General features: G+C 73.3%; 13 protein-coding genes. 8 read left to right on the top strand and 5 right to left on the bottom strand.

Going from position 1 to position 15948, the window contains the following annotated elements; translation table 11 throughout:
• Positions 1-110: 110 nt before the first annotated feature.
• A complete protein-coding gene (locus ACFZAU_RS30765; protein WP_500554854.1) occupies positions 111-2156 on the bottom strand; it encodes a bifunctional aldolase/short-chain dehydrogenase in 2046 nt (681 codons plus the stop codon).
• A 50-nt stretch (positions 2157-2206) separates the two neighbouring features.
• Entirely contained in the window at positions 2207-3373 is a 1167-nt protein-coding gene (gene rhaI, locus ACFZAU_RS30760) for an L-rhamnose isomerase (RefSeq protein WP_500554853.1), read from the bottom strand.
• 311 nt (positions 3374-3684) lie between these two features.
• Between rhaI and ACFZAU_RS30755 the strand changes: the two genes are divergently transcribed.
• From ACFZAU_RS30755 to ACFZAU_RS30730, 6 genes are all read left to right on the top strand, one after another.
• Positions 3685-5205: a sugar ABC transporter ATP-binding protein gene (locus ACFZAU_RS30755; RefSeq protein WP_499601354.1), complete on the top strand. Its 1521-nt coding sequence runs from the start codon at positions 3685-3687 to the stop codon at positions 5203-5205.
• Positions 5202-6257 (top strand): ABC transporter permease, encoded by a 1056-nt coding sequence (locus ACFZAU_RS30750; RefSeq protein ID WP_499601353.1) that lies wholly within the window; start codon positions 5202-5204, stop codon positions 6255-6257. The genes ACFZAU_RS30755 and ACFZAU_RS30750 overlap by 4 nt, the downstream gene beginning before the upstream one ends.
• Positions 6250-7281, top strand: a complete 1032-nt coding sequence (locus ACFZAU_RS30745; protein WP_500554852.1) for an ABC transporter permease — start codon at positions 6250-6252, stop codon at positions 7279-7281. The genes ACFZAU_RS30750 and ACFZAU_RS30745 overlap by 8 nt, the downstream gene beginning before the upstream one ends.
• Positions 7282-7379: 98 nt before the next feature.
• Entirely contained in the window at positions 7380-8465 is a 1086-nt protein-coding gene (gene rhaS / locus ACFZAU_RS30740; RefSeq protein ID WP_500554851.1) for a rhamnose ABC transporter substrate-binding protein, read from the top strand.
• 10 nt (positions 8466-8475) lie between these two features.
• Positions 8476-9504, top strand: a complete 1029-nt coding sequence (locus ACFZAU_RS30735; protein ID WP_499601350.1) for a LacI family DNA-binding transcriptional regulator — start codon at positions 8476-8478, stop codon at positions 9502-9504.
• A 558-nt stretch (positions 9505-10062) separates the two neighbouring features.
• Positions 10063-10647, top strand: coding sequence for a GNAT family N-acetyltransferase (locus ACFZAU_RS30730; protein WP_500554850.1), 585 nt, complete (start codon positions 10063-10065; stop codon positions 10645-10647).
• A 57-nt stretch (positions 10648-10704) separates the two neighbouring features.
• On the opposite strand, the gene ACFZAU_RS30725 is transcribed toward ACFZAU_RS30730, so the two are convergent.
• Positions 10705-12048, bottom strand: a complete 1344-nt coding sequence (locus ACFZAU_RS30725; protein ID WP_500554849.1) for a diacylglycerol/lipid kinase family protein — start codon at positions 12046-12048, stop codon at positions 10705-10707.
• A 154-nt stretch (positions 12049-12202) separates the two neighbouring features.
• On the opposite strand from ACFZAU_RS30725, the gene ACFZAU_RS30720 reads away from it, so the two are divergent.
• On the top strand, positions 12203-12553 hold the full coding sequence (locus ACFZAU_RS30720; RefSeq protein ID WP_500554848.1) for a hypothetical protein: 351 nt from the start codon (positions 12203-12205) through the stop codon (positions 12551-12553).
• Between the two features lie 28 nt (positions 12554-12581).
• Here the strand turns inward: ACFZAU_RS30720 and ACFZAU_RS30715 are convergent, their stop codons facing one another.
• Positions 12582-13775 carry a glycoside hydrolase family 3 N-terminal domain-containing protein gene (locus tag ACFZAU_RS30715; RefSeq protein WP_500554847.1) on the bottom strand — a complete coding sequence of 398 codons (1194 nt, stop codon included), beginning with the start codon at positions 13773-13775 and terminating at the stop codon, positions 12582-12584.
• A gap of 63 nt (positions 13776-13838) precedes the next feature.
• Between ACFZAU_RS30715 and ACFZAU_RS30710 the strand changes: the two genes are divergently transcribed.
• The gene (locus tag ACFZAU_RS30710; RefSeq protein ID WP_500554846.1) at positions 13839-14327 is read left to right on the top strand and encodes a TIGR00725 family protein; all 489 of its coding nucleotides are present in this window, start codon (positions 13839-13841) and stop codon (positions 14325-14327) included.
• Positions 14328-14363: 36 nt separating this feature from the next.
• Here the strand turns inward: ACFZAU_RS30710 and ACFZAU_RS30705 are convergent, their stop codons facing one another.
• A complete protein-coding gene (locus tag ACFZAU_RS30705) occupies positions 14364-15797 on the bottom strand; it encodes an aldehyde dehydrogenase (protein ID WP_500554845.1) in 1434 nt (477 codons plus the stop codon).
• Positions 15798-15948: the final 151 nt, after the last annotated feature.

Below are 15948 nucleotides of genomic sequence, written 5' to 3'. Positions count from 1 at the left end.
GGGTCGGAGCGACGGGTGCGGTCGGTGCGGTGCGGCGCACCGCGGGGGTCGGTGGAGGTACGGGTGCGGGGGAGCCGGCCGGCCGGCTCCCCCGCACGGTGTCGTCGGCGTCAGCGCAGGAACGCCGCCGCCACGCCGGCGTCGACCGGGACGTGCAGGCCGGTGGTGTGCGTCAGTTCGCCGCCGGTCAGGGCGAAGACCGCGTTGGCGACGTGCTCGGGGAGCACCTCGCGCTTGAGGATGGTGCGCCGGGCGTAGAACTCGCCGAGCTTCTCCTCCGGCACCCCGTACGTCGCGGCGCGCTGCGCGCCCCAGCCGGAGGAGAAGATGCCCGAGCCGCGGACGACCCCGTCGGGGTTGACGCCGTTGACGCGGATGCCGTGCTCGCCGAGCTCGGCCGCCAGCAGCCGGACCTGGTGCGCCTGGTCGGCCTTGGTGGCGGAGTAGGCGATGTTGTTGGGGCCGGCGAAGACCGCGTTCTTGGAGGCGATGTAGACGATGTCGCCGCCGAGCTTCTGCGCGACCAGCACGCGGGCCGCCTCGCGGGAGACGAGGAAGGAGCCGCGGGCCATGATGTCGTGCTGGAGGTCCCAGTCGCGGGCGGTGGTCTCCAGCAGCGGCTTGGAGATGGAGATGCCCGCGTTGTTGACCACCAGGTCCACCCCGCCGAAGGCCAGCAGGGCCTCGTCGAAGCCGGCCCGGATGGCCTCCTCGCTCGTCACGTCGACGGTGATCGCGACCGCCCGGTCGGGGCCGCCGAGTTCCTCCGCGACGGTCCGCGCGCCGTCGGTGTTGACGTCGGCGACCACCACGCAGGCGCCCTCCGCCGCGAGGCGGTGCGCGATGGCCCGGCCGATGCCCGAACCCGCCCCGGTCACCAGGGCGATGCGGGTCGCCAGCGGCTTGGGTTTCGGCATCCGCTGGAGCTTGGCCTCCTCCAGCGCCCAGTACTCGATGCGGAACTTCTCCGCCTCGTCGATGGGCGCGTAGGTGGAGACGGCCTCGGCGCCGCGCATCACGTTGATCGCGTTGACGTAGAACTCGCCCGCCACGCGCGCGGTCTGCTTGTCCTTGCCGTAGCTGAACATGCCGACGCCCGGGACGAGGACGATCGCCGGGTCCGCGCCACGGATGGCGGGGGAGTCCTCGGTGGCGTGCCGGTCGTAGTACGCCCGGTAGTCGGCGCGGTAGGCGGCGTGCAGCTCCTCGAGGCGGGCCACGGCCTCCTCGAGCGGCGCCGTCGGGGGCAGGTCGAGGACGAGCGGGCGGACCTTGGTGCGCAGGAAGTGGTCCGGGCAGGAGGTGCCGAGCGCGGCCAGCCGGGGGTGCTCGGCGTGCGCGAGGAAGTCCAGCACGGGTGCGGAGTCGGTGAAGTGGCCGACCTGCGGGCGGTCCTGGGAGGCGATCGCCCGCAGGACGGGGGCGAGGGCCGCGGCCCGTGCCCGGCGCTCGGCCTCCGGCAGCGGCTCCCAGCCGGGGAGCGCGGCGCCGAACGGGTCCTGCCTGCCGTGCTGCTCCAGGAACTCCTCGGCGGTGCGGATGATCCACAGGGCGTTGCGCTCGCACTCCTCGGAGGTGTCGCCCCAGGCGGTGATGCCGTGACCGCCGAGGACCACGCCGACGGCCTGCGGGTTGGCCTCCTTGATGGCGGCGATGTCCAGGCCGAGCTGGAAGCCGGGACGCCGCCACGGCACCCAGGCGACCTTGTCGCCGAAGCACTCCTGGGTGAGCTTCTCGCCGTCCGCGGCGCAGGCCAGCGCGATGCCCGAGTCGGGGTGCAGGTGGTCGACGTGGGCCGCGTCGACGAGGCCGTGCATGGCCGTGTCGATGGACGGGGCGGCGCCGCCCTTGCCGTGCAGGCAGTAGTCGAACGCCGCGACCATCTCGTCCTCGCGCTCGGGGCCCGGGTAGACGGCGGTCAGGGCGCGCAGCCGGTCCAGGCGCAGCACGGCGAGGCCGGCCTCGGTGAGCGTGCCCAGGTCGCCGCCCGAGCCCTTGACCCACATCAGGTCCACGGCGCCGCCGGTGACGGGATCGGTGGCGGTGGCCTTGGCGGAGGCGTTGCCCCCGGCGTAGTTGGTGTTGCGCGGGTCGGCGCCCAGGCGGTGGGCGCGCTCCAGCAGCGCGGCGGCTTCCGGATGGGTGGCGGGTGCCATGGGGTGTCCTTCGGGAGGGGAGGAACGAGGAGGTGCGGGGGCGGCGGGGCCTACGCGCCCCAGCCGGCCTGGGTGCCGCCGACGCGGTCGGCGACGATGTGCTCCTGCCAGCCGGAGGCGTGGTACGCGGCGACGGGGTCGGGGGCCAGCCCGCGCTCCTCGCGCACCTCGCGCAGCAGGGGGCGCACGTCGGTGTTGTACGCGTCCATCAGGACGGCGTTGGCGGCGAGGACGTCACCGGAGCGCTGGGCCTCGCCCAGGGCGTCGAGGTCCACCAGGAGGGCCTTGGCGGTGGCCTCCTGGACGTTCATCACGGAGCGGATCACGGCGGGGATCTTGGCCTCGATGTTGTGGCACTGGTCGAGCATGAAGGCCACGTTGGTCTCGGTCTCGAAGCCGCGGTTCTTGGCGACCTCGTGCAGGATCCGGAAGAGCTGGAAGGGGTCGGCGGCGCCCACCATCAGGTCGTCGTCCGCGTAGAAGCGGGAGTTGAAGTCGAAGCCGCCGAGCTTGCCCTGGCTCAGCAGGAGGGCGACGATGAACTCGATGTTGGTGCCCGGCGCGTGGTGACCGGTGTCCACGACGACCTGCGCCTTGGGGCCGAGCCGGAGGGAGTGGGCGTACGCGGTGCCCCAGTCCGGGACGTCGGTGGTGTAGAACGCCGGCTCGAAGAGCTTGTACTCCAGCAGCATCCGCTGGTCGTCGCCGAGCCGTTCGTAGACCTCCGCCAGGGCCTCGGCGAGCCGTTCCTGGCGGCCCACGACGTCGTCCTGGCCGGGGTAGTTGGTGCCGTCGGAGAACCAGAGCTTGAGGTCGGCCGAGCCGGTGGCGTCCATGATGTCGACGCACTCCAGCAGGTGGTCCGTGGCCTTGCGTCGGACCCGGGGGTCGGGGTGGCACACGCTGCCGAGCTTGTAGTCGTCGTCCTGGAAGACGTTGGAGTTGATCGCGCCCAGTTCCAGGCCGCGTTCCTTGGCGTGGGCGCCGAGCGCGGTGTAGTCGTCGACCCGGTCCCAGGGGATGTGCAGGGCCACCTTGGGGGCGACGCCGGTGAACTCGTGCACCTTGGCCGCGTCGTCGAGCTTCTCGTACGGGTCACGGGGCACCCCGGCCTGGGCGAAGACCTTGAAACGGGTGCCGGAATTGCCGTAACCCCAGGACGGCGTCTCGATCCGCTGGGCTGTGAGTGCGGCCTTGACGGCTGCGATGTCAGGCATGTCCACCTCGGATGGCTCGGTGAATCGGCTCAGTGAACCGGCTCCAGTGAATCGATTCATTCGGCTGTGAAGCTATCCACGTCCACCGGTGGCCGTCAAGGGGTCTGTCGGTCCCGATCCCCGTTATTGAATCGTGTCATCCGTACCGGGAAGGCGCGTTGTCGCTGTTCGTGCGGCGTTGTCGGCGCTGTTACCTGCGGGTTTCGCGAGGGTGCAGGTCAGGAGGGGGAGGCGACAGCTCTTGACGCGTTCGCGGGGCGGGGCTAGCTTCCCGGCAACTCCGTTGAAACATTTCATAGCAGGAGGGCGCAATGACGCACCCCGAACCGGAGACCACTCCGGTGCTCGCGCTCGAGGGGGTGAGCAAGTCCTTCGGTGCCGTTCGCGCTCTGCGCGATGTGTCGCTCCGGCTCCACGCCGGCGAGGCCCACGCCCTGGCGGGTGAGAACGGCGCCGGCAAGTCGACACTGATCAAGACCCTCGCGGGTGTGCACCGCCCGGACACCGGCACGGTGCTGCTCGACGGCCGGCCCGTGGAGTTCCACGGCCCGGGGGACGCCCGTGACGCGGGGGTCGCCGTCATCTACCAGGAGCCCACGCTCTTCCCCGACCTGTCGGTGGCCGAGAACATCTTCGTCGGCCGCCAGCCGCGCCGTTCGCTCGGCAGGGTCGACCACAAGGCCGTGCGCGAGGCCGCGGCCGAGCTCTTCCGCCGCCTCGGCGTGGACCTCGACCCGGAACAGCCCGCCCGCGGACTGTCCATCGCCGACCAGCAGTTGGTGGAGATCGCCAAGGCGCTCTCCTTCGACGCCCGCGTCCTGATCATGGACGAGCCGACCGCCGCGCTCACCGGCAGCGAGGTCGCCCGGCTCTTCGGCGTCGTCAGGTCCCTGCGCGAGCAGGGCGCCGCGGTGCTCTTCATCTCCCACCGCCTCGAGGAGATCTTCGCCCTCTGCCAGCGGGTCACCACCCTGCGGGACGGCGCGTGGATCGCCAGCGAGCCCCTCGACGGGCTCACCGAGGACGACCTGGTGCGCCGCATGGTCGGCCGTGACCTGGACGAGCTCTACCCCAAGCAGGACGCCGAGATCGGCGAAGTCGCCCTCAGCGTGCGCCGGCTGACCCGCGAGGGCGTCTTCACCGACGTCTCCTTCGAGGTGCGCCGCGGCGAGATCGTGGGCCTGGCGGGCCTGGTCGGCGCCGGGCGCAGCGAGGTCGCCCGGGCGATCTTCGGCGTGGACCGCCGGGACGCCGGCGAGGTCGTCGTCGGCGGCAAGCCGCTGCGCGGCGGCGCGCCCAGCCTGGCCATGGCCGCGGGGATCGCGCTGGTCCCCGAGGACCGCCGGGCCCAGGGCCTGGTGATGGAGATGTCCATCGAGCGCAACATCGGCCTGACCGGCTTCTCCGCCACCACCAAGGGCGGACTGATGAACCGCGGCGCCGAGCGCAGCCGCGCCCTGGACTGGGCCGTCCGGCTCCAGGTGAAGTACGCCCGGCTGGCCGACGTCGTCGGCACCCTCTCGGGCGGCAACCAGCAGAAGGTCGTCCTCGCCAAGTGGCTCGCCACGGCGCCCGAGGTGCTGATCGTCGACGAGCCCACCCGCGGCATCGACGTCGGCACCAAGGCCGAGGTGCACCGGCTGCTGTCGCGGCTCGCGTCCGAGGGCGTGGCCGTACTGATGATCTCCTCCGACCTGCCGGAGATCCTCGGCATGGCGGACCGCGTCCTGGTGATGCACGAGGGACGACTGACGGCCGAGATCCCCCGGTCGGAGGCGACCGAGGAATCCGTGATGGCGGCGGCGACCGGCCGCGTGAGGAGGGCGGCGTGACCGTGACCGCCGACACCCCGCAGCAGATCGCCGCGGACGAACCGACCGCGCCCCGCCGCTTCCTGGACCGAGTGCTGAAACTGCGGGCGCTCGCCGTGCTCGCCGTGCTCGTGGTCATGCTGGCCGCGACCCAGATCTACAACAGCGAGTTCCTCTCCCAGCAGGGCGTCAAGGACCTCCTGCTGAACGCGACCATCCTCGTGCTCGTCGCCGTCGGCCAGGCCATGGTCGTCATCACCCGCAACGTCGACCTGTCGGTCGGCTCGGTGCTCGGCATCTCGGCCTTCGCCTCCGGCACCTACCTGCACGGCGGCGGCAACCCGCTCGTCGCCGTGCTCATCGCGGTCGCCCTCGGCGTGCTCTTCGGCCTGCTGAACGGCCTGCTGGTGAGCCTGGGTCAGGTCCCGGCGCTGGTGGTGACCCTGGGCACGCTCTACATCATCCGCGGCATCGACTCCATCTGGGTCGGCTCACGGCAGATCACCGCGGGCGACCTGCCGGAGAGCTTCGTCGACTTCGGCCACGACGGCCTGTCGGTGATCCCCTACCTCGCGCTGCTGACGCTCCTCGTGCTGGTCGTGGCCGGCTACTACCTGCGCAGCTACCGCGGCGGACGCGACCTGTACGCGCTGGGCTCCAGCCCGGAGGCCGCCCGGCTGGCCGGCGTGCCGGTCCGCAAGCGGATCCTGACCGCGTACGTGGTGTGCGGGGCGCTCGCCGGTCTGGCCGGCGCGCTGTACCTCGCCCGCTTCGGCAACGTCGACTCCGGCACCGGCAACGGCTACGAACTGACCGTCGTCAGCGCCGTGGTGGTCGGCGGCGTCGCCTTCACCGGCGGCTCCGGGACCGTCTACGGCGCCGCGCTCGGCGCCCTGCTGCTGACCTCGATCAACAGCGTCCTGCCCTCCATCGGTGTCAGCTCGGTGTGGGTGCTGGCCATCGACGGCGTCCTGCTCCTGCTCGCCATCGCCGTCGACCGGATCGTAGCGCTGCGGGTGGCCGGCGTCCTCCGCAAGCGGGCCGCACAGATGAGGAGTGCCCACCATGCCTGAGACCACCGAGGCCCCCGCCCCGCTCGCCCGCCTCGGCGGCGCGGTGCGCTGGGACACCGCGGTCGGCGCCCTGCTCGTCGTCCTGCTGATCTGCTCCTTCTCCTTCGTGGACAACTTCGGCAACGCGTTGAACGTGTCCTTCCTGATCGGCAACACCCTGCCGATCGCGCTCATCGCGCTGCCCATGACCATGCTCGTGGTCTCCGGCGAGATCGACCTGTCCGTCGGCTCCACCGCCGGACTGTCCGGCGCCGTCATGGGCGCGCTGTGGAACGGCGGCATGGCGATCGAGACGATCATCCCGCTCTGCCTGCTCCTCGGCGCCCTGTGCGGCCTGGTCAACGGCCTGCTCGTGACCCGGCTCGGCCTGCCCTCGCTCGCCGTCACCATCGGCACGCTGGCCGCCTACCGCGGCATCGCGCAGATCGTGCTCGGGGCAGACTCCGTCACCGACTTCCCGCAGCAGTACCTCGACTTCGGCGCCGGCCGGATCGACGGCACCTTCATCCCGTACGCGGCGATCCCCTTCGCCGTGCTGCTGCTGATCGCCGTCCTGGTGCTGCATGCGACCCCCGTCGGACGCTCCCTGTTCGCGGTCGGCGCCTCGGAGGAGGCGGCCCGGTTCGCGGGAGTGCGGGTACGGCGGCTGAAGCTGGCCATGTTCGTGACGACCGGTCTGGTCTCCTCCCTCACCGGGATCTTCTGGGCGCTGCACTACGCCAGCGCCCGCTACGACAACGCCACCGGCCTGGAGCTGTCCGTCATCGCCGGCGTCCTGCTCGGCGGCATCGACTTCGACGGCGGCAAGGGCACCCTGGGCGGCGCCATCGCCGGTGTGTTCCTGCTCGGCGCCGGCCAGAACGTCATGAGCCTGCTCAACGTCTCGGCCCAGTCCCAGATCGTCGTCACCGGCGTGCTCCTGGTCATCTCCGTCCTCGCCCCGAGGATCGGCCGCCAGGTCATGCAGGCCAGGGCGCGCAGGAGGTCGGCCGACAAGGCCCCGGCCGCGCTCGCCGCCTCGTGAACCCCCACCTCCCCCCGCACACGTCCCACGGCACCACCGCCCCCCGCACCCCCTCCCGTCCCCACTCCGGCGCGCGCTCCGGCAGCGAAAGGATCACCATGTCCAGAACCCTCACCCGTCGTGCCACCGTCGTCGTCGCCGTGACCGCGGCCGTCGCGCTCGGCGCCACGGCCTGCGGCGGCACCACCAAGAACTCCTCCAAGGACAGCGGTGGCGGCGGCGCCAAGGCGACCGCGTCGGCCGACCCCAACGCGGCGACCAAGAAGGGCCTGACCGTCGCCTTCCTGCCCAAGCAGGTCAACAACCCGTACTTCACCATCGCCGACGGCGGCGGCAAGCAGGCCCTGGACGCGCTGGGCTCCTCCTACAAGGAGGTCGGCACCAGCAGCGGTACCGACACCGCCGGCCAGGTGAGCTACGTCAACACCCTGACCCAGCAGCAGGTCGACGCGATCGCCGTCTCCGCGCAGGACCCGGGCGCGCTGTGCACCTCGCTCAACCAGGCCCGCAAGAACGGCATCAAGGTCGTCACCTACGACTCGGACACCAAGCCCGAGTGCCGCGACCTGTTCGTCTCCCAGGCCAGCTCCGAGGACCTCGGCCGCACCGAGGTGCAGCTGCTCGCCGAGCAGATCGGCTACAAGGGCGAGATCGCGATCCTCTCGGCGGCCCAGACCGCCACGAACCAGAACACCTGGATCGACTTCATGAAGGACGAGCTCAAGGACCCCAAGTACAAGGACGTCAAGCTGGTCAAGGTCGCCTACGGCAACGACGACGCCCAGCAGTCCTTCCAGCAGACCCAGGGCCTGCTGCAGCAGTACCCCAACCTGAAGGGGATCATCTCCCCGACCACGGTCGGCATCAAGGCGGCCGCCCAGTACCTGGCGGGCTCCAAGTACAAGGGCAAGGTGAAGCTGACCGGCCTCGGCACGCCCAACGACATGCGCGCCTACGTCAAGAACGGCACCGTCGAGGCCTTCGAGCTGTGGGACCCGGCCAAGCTCGGCTCGCTCGCCTCGTACGCCGCCGTCGCCCTGGCCTCCGGCCAGATCTCCGGTGCGGAGGGCCAGAGCTTCAAGGCCGGTGACATGGGCAGCTACACCATCGGCAAGGACGGCGTCGTGGTGCTCGGCAAGCCGACCGTGTTCACCAAGGACAACATCGACCAGTTCAAGTTCTGAGAGCCCGGGCGTGGCGGAGAAGGGCCGCACGGTGGGGATCAAGGACGTCGCCCGTGAGGCGGGTGTGTCCGTGGGCACGGTCTCCAATGTGATCAACCGGCCGGACGCGGTCCCCGAGGCGACCCGGGTCCGTGTGCAGCGCGCCATCGCCCGGCTGGGGTACGTACGCAGCGAGTCCGCCCGGCAGTTGCGGGCGGGCCGCAGCAGGATCATGGCCCTGCTCGTGCTCGACATGGGCAACCCGTTCTTCGTCGACGTGGCACGCGGCGCGGAACGGGCCGCCCGGCAGGCGGGGCTCGGCGTGATGGTCTGCAACAGCGCCGAGAACCCGCAGGAGGAGGCCGCGTACCTGTCGCTCTTCGCGGAGCAGCGGGTACGGGGGGTGCTGGTGACGCCGGCCGACGCCGACGGCGGCAACCTCGCCGCGTTCCGGCGGCACCGCATCCCCTTCGTCCTCGTCGACCGGGTCGCGGCGGGCACCTCCGAGTGCTCGGTGTCGGTGGACGACGTGGCCGGCGGCCGCATGGCCGTCGGCCACCTGGCGGCCGCCGGGCACCGCCGGATCGCGTACGTCTCCGGCCCCGGGCACCTGCACCAGGTCCGGGACCGGCGTGAGGGCGCGTTCGCCGCCCTGGCGGAGGCCGGGCTGCCGCCGGAGACCCTGCGCGAACTGCCCACGGAGCGGCTGGACGTGGCCGCGGGACGGGACGCCGGCCACCGGCTGCTCGGCCTCCCGGAGCGGCCGACCGCCGTGTTCTGCGCCAACGACCTGCTCGCCCTCGGGGTGCTGCAGGCGCTGTACGCGGCGGGGGTGGACGTCCCCGGCGAGATGGCCATCGTCGGTTACGACGACATCGAGTTCGCGGCCGCGGCGGCCGTGCCGCTCACCTCGGTGCGGCAGCCCGCCGCGAACATGGGCGCGCTGGCCGCCGGGATGCTCCTGGAGGAGACCGGGCCGCAGGCCCGGGAGCACCGGCACCGTCGGGTGGTGCTCCAGCCGGAACTGGTGGTGCGTGACTCCAGCCTGATCCGTCGCTGACGCGGCGCCGGCCAGGCCCCGCCTGCGACAGGGGGTCGGTGGGCGGCCTGATCGGGCGTCCGGCGACGGCGCGGGTATGCGCGGTGCGGCGGCGGGCCGGCATCTTCGGGCCGACCGGGCCGCAGGCCCGGGAGCACCGGCGCCGGCGGGTGGTGCTCCAGCCGGAGTTGGTGGTGCGTGACTCCAGGCTGATCCGTCGTTGACGCGGCGCCGGCCGGGCCCGCCTACGGCAGGGGTCGGTGGGCGGCCTGATCGGGCGTCCGGCGACGGCGCGGGTTCGCGCGGTGCGGCGGCGCTGGGTGCTGCGGCGGCGGGCCGGCGCCTTCGGCCCGACCGGGCCGCAGGCCCGGGAGCACCGGCACGGTGGCTCGTGCTCCGGCCGAAGGCCTGCCTGCGGCGGCGGTGCGCCGGCCCGCGCCGGGGCGCCGCCGTTCGGGCGTCCGCTGATGGCGGGGTTGACGCGGTCCGGCGGCCGCCTGAGTGCGTTGAGCCGTTCGGGCGTCGCCCACTGCGAAAACCGCTGGACACGCGCCGGGGCGCCGCGCGAGCATCCGCGCTGTGACGGATGAACCCGACCGCCGGTCCCCGGCCCCGACCGGCCGGAGGTCGGTGGGACTCGTCGAGCTCCCGGGCACGGCCATGACCGCCCTGCTGGACGACGACCTCGCCCGGGCCAGTGCGGCGGCTGGGGTGGCGCTCACGGACTACTTCCTCACCGACCGGGCGAAGTGGGTCTGGCGGTACCGGCTCGATCAGCTCGCCTCGGACCCGCGCAGCGCGGGATGGCTCACCCGGGCCGTGGTGGCCGGGCCCGAAGGCGTCGTCGTGGGGTACGCCGGGTTCCACGGGCCGCCCGACGGCGCGGGCATGGTGGAGATCGGCTATTCGGTGGCCCCCGGCCACCGACGTCAGGGGTACGCCCGGGCGACGCTGACGGAGTTGATGCGTCGCGCCGCCGCCGAAGCCGCGGTCAGGACCGTGCGGGTGACGATCAGCCCCGGGAACACCGCGTCCCTCGCCACGATTTCCGGGTTCGGCTTCGTCGAGGTCGGGGAGCAGTGGGACGAGGTGGACGGCCTCGAACTCGTCCTCGAGGTCCCCGCCGCCCGGATCGGCCGCCGCCGGGACCAGCCGCCGGGCTGACCGGTCGCCGGTCCCGTCGACCGCGGTCCCGCCGCGCACGCGTGGGCCGGGGGCGGATCAGGAAGTGGGACGCCCGGCTGCCGTACGGCCCATGGTCAGGGCGAGTTTGCGCAGCCGGCGCCAGTCCGTGCGGACGCCGGTGGCCGGTACCCCGGGCCGGTCGCGGGGTACCCGGACGCGCAGCGCCCCGGGACGGATGCGGCAGTGCACGGGGGTGGGCAGGACGAGTGCCTCGCCGTCCACGCCCGCGTCGATCTCGGCGGCGTCGGCCGTGGTCACCACCTCCCGCGCCGTCGTCACCGTGAGCCCGGAGGCGACCCGGGGCCCCATCAGCAGCCCGGCCGCCTGTGCGGCGTTGTCGACCTTGACGCCGAGCACGCCCAGCAGACCGGTGTCGAGACGGTCCCGGCGGCCGAGCCCGGCCGGGTCGTCGGTCCGGTACGGGTTGTTGCTCACCAGCACCGCCTGCGGCTCCTCGAAGACGGTGTCCCCGGCCGTCGCCGTCAGCCGGGGTCCGGCGCGGTGGGTGAGCAGGTCGGGCAGGAGTTCCAGGATGGTGCCGACCTTGTCGTCCCGGTACGCGGGACTCTGCACGACCGCAGCGTACGCCCCGAAGGACACGTTGTTGACGAAGGGCCTGTCGCCCACGTAGCCGAGGTCGACCCGCAGCTCCACGCCGTCCCGGAGCGCGTCCAGGCAGGCCGCGGGATCGGCGCGGTCCAGCCCCAGGTCCATGGCGAAGTGGTTGCGCGTGCCCGCGCAGATCACCAGGAAGGGCAGGCCCCGTTCGGCGGCCACCCCGGCGACCAGCGCCTGCGTGCCGTCGCCGCCGGCCACCCCGAGGAGGTCGGCACCCTCGTCCGCGGCCCGCCGGGCGAGCTCGGCGACGTCCTGCGGACGGTCGGGATCAAGGAGCACGACCCGCGCGCCGAGCGCCTCCGCCTTCTCCTTGAGCCCGAAGGCGCCGACCTTGCCGCCACCGGACCGCGGGTTCATGATCAGGAACGGCCGCCGCGGCCGGCCCGCGATCCGCTCCCGCAGCCGCGCCTCGTGGGCCCGGGTGGCCCGCACGGCGGTGCGCCCGGCGACGACGGCCAGCGCCCACAGGCCGAGCGAGGTGACCACGACCCAGAGCAGGTTGGCCCGGTCGTAGTAGGCGAGGACGGCCAGCGGGGTCACCACGGTCAGCGCCACGGCCAGCGCCCGCACCACGCCGCGGCGGGTCAGCACCCACCACGCCCCCGCGGCGGTCACCGCGGTGCCGCCCAGCGCGGTCGCCACCAGCGCGATGCTGCGCAGCCCCGCGACCACCAGCGGCAGCGCCACGGCCGCCCCCGCCGCGGTCAGCGCCAGGCGGGCGAGCCAACGCTGCGCGACGTGCCTCCGGGAGAGGTGCCCCATGTCTCTGACAGTGCCACCGCACGGCCCCGGCCCGCCATCCCTGCCGTGCCCCCGGGTGGCGTCCCCGGCCCTCGGGCCCCGGTGCCACGTTCGTCCGGACGTCCCACAGGGGACCCCGTACGCCGTCACCGACACCCCGAAGGAGCCCGGGCCCGTGGACGAAGGCGGCGCCGCAGTCCGGGACTTCACCCGTCGCGACGGCTTCTGGAATCCGACCCGTACCCCGCCGGCGGACGAGAACCTGCTGCGGGCGGTGGAAACGCTCGCGAGCTCGTTCGGCAGGCGGGCCTGGAGCGTCCTGGACTTCCTCGCGGAAGTGGAGAAGGTGGCGTCCGGGGAGTCCCCGCGGTCCTCGGTGAACACCACGACGGCCTTCGTGCGCGTAGACGCCGACGGCGCGTTCGAGCTGTGCGACACGTACGGCCAGTTCGAGAACACCGTGGTCTCCGCCCGCGAGCCGGCCTCGATCCTCTCCGCCCTGGCGGCGCGGATCGAGGCCGGCTGACCGGCGGCGGCAGCCCCGCGCGGCGGCGTCAGCCGGTGCAGCGCAGCACCCCGGCCGCCTCCTTGGCCGTCAGCACGCGCCGCACGCTGTTCGCGACCAGCGTCCGCACCTTCGGTTCGTGACGCATGGCGTAGCGGATGCCCTCGGCCATCGTGGGGATGCCCTTGGGGGAGACGGTGAGGGTGAGGTCGCCGCCGGCGCGCAGGAAGGACAAGGCGCGCTGGCCGAGCGCCACGGACTGGGCGGAGGCCGCCTTGCCGAGGTCGTCGGAGATGATGACGCCCTTGAAGCCCAGGTCGCGGCGGAGGGTCTGATCCACGATCAGCGACGAGAACACGGCCTTGTGCTTCGGGTCGATGCGCTGGTACGTCGCCAGCGACACCATCACCAGCCCCGCGCCCGCGGAGATGCCCGCGCGGAAGGGGGCGATGTTGCTGCCCGTCCGGGTCAGCGTCGTGTCCGTCACCGAGGCGGTCGTGTCCGTGTTGCCCTTGACGCTGCCGAGACCGGGGAAGTGCTTGGGCGTGGTCAGCACCCCGGCCGCCTTCGAGCCCTGGACGTACGCCGTGACGTGCGGGGACACCACCCCGGAGGTCGAGCCGAACTGGCGGCCGTAGCGGCCGATGGGGGCGTTCGCGGTGCCGATCGAGGTGGGGACGATGTCGGCGACGGGCGCCAGGTTGACGTTGACGCCCGCCTTCTTCAGCTCCTTCGCCCAGCCCTCCGCCCGCGAGCGCAGCGTGGCCGTGGAGTACGTGCCCTGGGTCTTCCCGCTGGGGATCGTGGAGAAGCCCGTGCCCTTGAGGACCTGCACCTGGCCGCCCTCCTGGTCCGTGGAGACCAGCAGGCCGACCCGCTGCCCGGCCACGGTCTGCCCCAGGGACTTCTGCAGCCCGTCCACGAGCGTCCGGGTCTTCGTCACCGCTGACGTGCTGCGGCCGGCGAGGAACACCGACCCGACGGCGTAGGAGCGCATCGCGTCCACGTCGGCCTTGGGCGGCGTGGGCAGCTGGGCCGCGCCCATGAAGAGCTGGCCGACGCGCTGCGTGTCGTTCATCGCCGCCAGGACGCGGTCCGCACAGGACGCCTTGGGGACCGCTGCGCGGCTCGTGGCGACCATGGACTCGGGGGCGGACGGCGTGCCCTGGCAGGCGGCGAGGGTCAGCGTCGAGACCAGCAGGGCGAGGGACACGCGTCGGGGCGTGAGCACGTACGAGGTCACCCCTGCAGCGAATATCCTCGGCGTCGTCCCTGTCAATCGGAGCCGGAGCCCGCGGGAGGGGCCGTGACGAGCCGTTATGTCGCCGTGGTGGGTCCCGCCGAGGCCACCGGGCGGGAGCGCGACCTCGCCCGAGCGGTCGGTGAACTCCTGGCCCGGCGCGGGGCCGTCGTCGTCTGCGGCGGGCTCGGCGGGGTGATGGGCGCCGCTTCCGAGGGAGCCCGCGCGCAGGGCGGTACCTCCGTCGGACTCCTCCCGGGCCGGGACCGCCGGGCGGGTGACCCGTCCCTCTCCGTGACGATCGCCACCGGCCTCGGCGAACTCCGCAACGGCCTCGTCGTCGCCGCCTCCGATGCCGTGGTGGCGGTCGGCGGCAGCTGGGGAACGCTGAGCGAAGTGGCGCTCGCCCTGCGGACCGGCAAGCCCGTCGTCGTGGTCGGCGGCTGGGACGTGCGGGGACCCGGGCCCGCGGAGACGTTCCTGCGCGCCGACTCCGCCGAGGAGGCCGTCGAGGCCGTGGAGGCGGCGCTGGCGGAGTCCTCCCCCGGCGGCTGAGCAAGGCGCCCGGCCGCCGGGGAGGACACGCGCGGGTCAGATCGCGATGGTCTTCAGCTCGGTGTAGTGGGCCAGCCCCGCGGCGCCGAACTCGCGGCCGATCCCGCTCGCCTTGAACCCGCCGAAGGGGGCCGCCATGTCGGGTGCGGCGCCGTTGACGTGGAAGGTGCCGGTGCGGACCCGCCGGGCGATCTCCAGGCCGTGCTCCCGGTCCGCCGTCCACACCCCGCCGCCCAGGCCGTACGGGGAGTCGTTGGCGATGCGGACGGCCTCGTCCTCGTCGTCGAAGGGGATCACGACCAGCACCGGCCCGAAGATCTCCTCGCGGGCGATCCGCATCGCGTTGTCGACGTCGGCGAAGACCGTGGGACGCACGTAGTGCCCGCCCTCCAGGCCCTCCGGGACGCCGGGACCGCCCGTCACCAGCCGTGCGCCCTCCCGTACGCCGAGCTCGATGTAGGAGCGGACCCGCTCGGCCTGGTCGGCGCGGACCATCGGGCCGAGGAAGGTGCCCGGGTCCGCCGGGTCGCCCACCGTGAGGCCGTCGGCGAGCGCCGCTACCGCCGCGACGACCTCCTCGTAGCGGCCGCGCGGGGCCAGGATGCGGGTCTGCGCGACGCACGCCTCGGCGTTGTTGCCGAAGGAGCTGTACCTCAGGCCCGCCACGACCTCGTCCAGGTCGGCGTCCTCCAGGACGATCGCCGCGGACTTGCCGCCCAGCTCCAGGGTGACGCGCTTGAAGGTCTCCGCCGCGGCGCCCGCGATGGCGCGGCCCGCGGCGGTTGAGCCGGTGAAGGCGATCTTGTCGACGCCCGGGTGGCCGACCAGGTGGGCGCCGGCCTCGCGACCGCCGGGCAGGATGCTGACCACCCCGTCGGGGAAACCCGCCTCGGCGAAGAGCTCCCCGAGCAGCAGACCGTCCAGCGCGGTCTCGGGGGACGGCTTGAGCACCACCGTGCACCCGGCCAGCAGTGCCGGGACCAGCTTGGCCAGTGCCGACTGGTGCGGGGCGTTCCACGGGATCACCGCCGCCACCACGCCCACCGGCTCGCGGCGCACCACGGTCTGCCCGCCGCCGGCGGCCGGACGGCGCTCCTCCCAGGCGAGCTCGCCCGCGGCCCGCAGATAGCCCTGGGTCTGCACGGACACGGCCGGCTGCAGCATCGAGGTGAACCAGTGGGGGGAGCCGTTCTCGGCGGTGATCAGCGCGGCGATCTCGGCGGCCCTGGCCAGGTGCAGCTCGTCGAAGCGGGCCACGACCCGCATCCGCTCCTCGGGGCTCATGCGGGGCCACGGGCCCTCGTCGAAGGCGGCACGGGCGGCGGCCACAGCCCGGTCGACGTCCGCCGCGCCGGCCTGGGCGGCGCGGCCCACCAGCGAGCCGTCGTGGGGGGAGCGGACCTCGATCAGGTCCGGTGCGGCGGGGGCGGTCCAGTGGCCGCCGATGAAGAGCCGGTCATACGTGATCATCAGGATTCCTCGGGTCGTTCACGGAGGGGGTCGGCGCCGGCACGGCGGGTACCGGCCGGCGTCCGCTCCACGCTCCGCCCGGCGCCCCAGGGCCGGCCAGGGACGGAGTGTCCCTGGGACTGCCCGTACCAGGCACGCGTCCCGTCCGGTG

The organism is Streptomyces sp. NPDC008238, from assembly GCF_042956445.1.
Classification (GTDB): Bacteria; Actinomycetota; Actinomycetes; order Streptomycetales; family Streptomycetaceae; genus Actinacidiphila.
The sequence above is the reverse complement of the archived record's forward strand: the minus strand, read 5'-3'. Positions and strand labels throughout refer to the sequence as shown.

Excerpts from the sequence above, each read along its gene's own strand:
- ACFZAU_RS30755 (WP_499601354.1), top strand. The coding sequence starts at position 3,685 with ATGACGCACCCCGAACCGGAGACCACTCCGGTGCTCGCGCTCGAGGGG.
- ACFZAU_RS30765 (WP_500554854.1), bottom strand. The coding sequence starts at position 2,156 with ATGGCACCCGCCACCCATCCGGAAGCCGCCGCGCTGCTGGAGCGCGCC.
- rhaI (WP_500554853.1), bottom strand. The coding sequence starts at position 3,373 with ATGCCTGACATCGCAGCCGTCAAGGCCGCACTCACAGCCCAGCGGATC.
- ACFZAU_RS30725 (WP_500554849.1), bottom strand. The coding sequence starts at position 12,048 with ATGGGGCACCTCTCCCGGAGGCACGTCGCGCAGCGTTGGCTCGCCCGC.
- rhaS (WP_500554851.1), top strand. The coding sequence starts at position 7,380 with ATGTCCAGAACCCTCACCCGTCGTGCCACCGTCGTCGTCGCCGTGACC.
- ACFZAU_RS30705 (WP_500554845.1), bottom strand. The coding sequence starts at position 15,797 with ATGATCACGTATGACCGGCTCTTCATCGGCGGCCACTGGACCGCCCCC.
- ACFZAU_RS30745 (WP_500554852.1), top strand. The coding sequence starts at position 6,250 with ATGCCTGAGACCACCGAGGCCCCCGCCCCGCTCGCCCGCCTCGGCGGC.